Source organism: Zobellella iuensis (assembly GCF_016746085.1).
GTDB classification, from domain to species: domain Bacteria; phylum Pseudomonadota; class Gammaproteobacteria; order Enterobacterales; family Aeromonadaceae; genus Oceanimonas; species Oceanimonas iuensis.
In genome coordinates, this window is sequence record NZ_JAERTZ010000029.1 from 1 (window position 1) to 582 (window position 582).

1 tRNA gene is annotated in these 582 nt (G+C 49.5%); it reads left to right on the plus strand.

Going from position 1 to position 582, the window contains the following annotated elements:
• The first annotated feature begins 220 nt into the window (after positions 1 to 220).
• Positions 221 to 296: transfer RNA gene (locus tag JKV55_RS17035), tRNA-Glu, on the plus strand.
• Positions 297 to 582 lie beyond the last annotated feature (286 nt).

A 582-nucleotide genomic window follows, 5' to 3' on the forward strand; every position in this document is an offset into this window, starting at 1 on the left:
TCTCAACGCCTGTTGAGTGTTCACACAGTTTGCTTGATATCGATAGAGCGCTTTTGATAGAGGCGTGGCCACAAGTTTGCCTATAGCTTGTGGCACACCGAGTTCAGCTGAGCAACGCCGCGTACAGGGACAGTCTTGTTCTTGCCGCTCGGGTTCGCGGAGCTCACCACTCGCCTTTACCAAAAAACGATGAAGCAGCGCTTCATCAACATGTTTTTTGGTCCCCTTCGTCTAGAGGCCTAGGACACCGCCCTTTCACGGCGGTAACAGGGGTTCGAATCCCCTAGGGGACGCCATTTAAGCCTTAAGCTAGCAGCTGGAAGAGAAATTCTTCAAGCTACCAGCTTAGAGCTTTATGCTCTTGCTCTTTAACAATCTGGAAAAGCTGATGAAATTAATAAGTTCTTGATACTGCAAGTGTCTTGGAACTTCTTGGCGAAAAATTGTTGTAAGCATCAGTCACTGATGCAGTCAACTCCGCCGAAGTCAGTGCTGTCGGTCCTTCGGGTTCGATACACACTTCTTGGGGTTGTATGGTTAAGTGACTAAGCGTGCACGGTGGATGCCTTGGCAGTCAGAGGC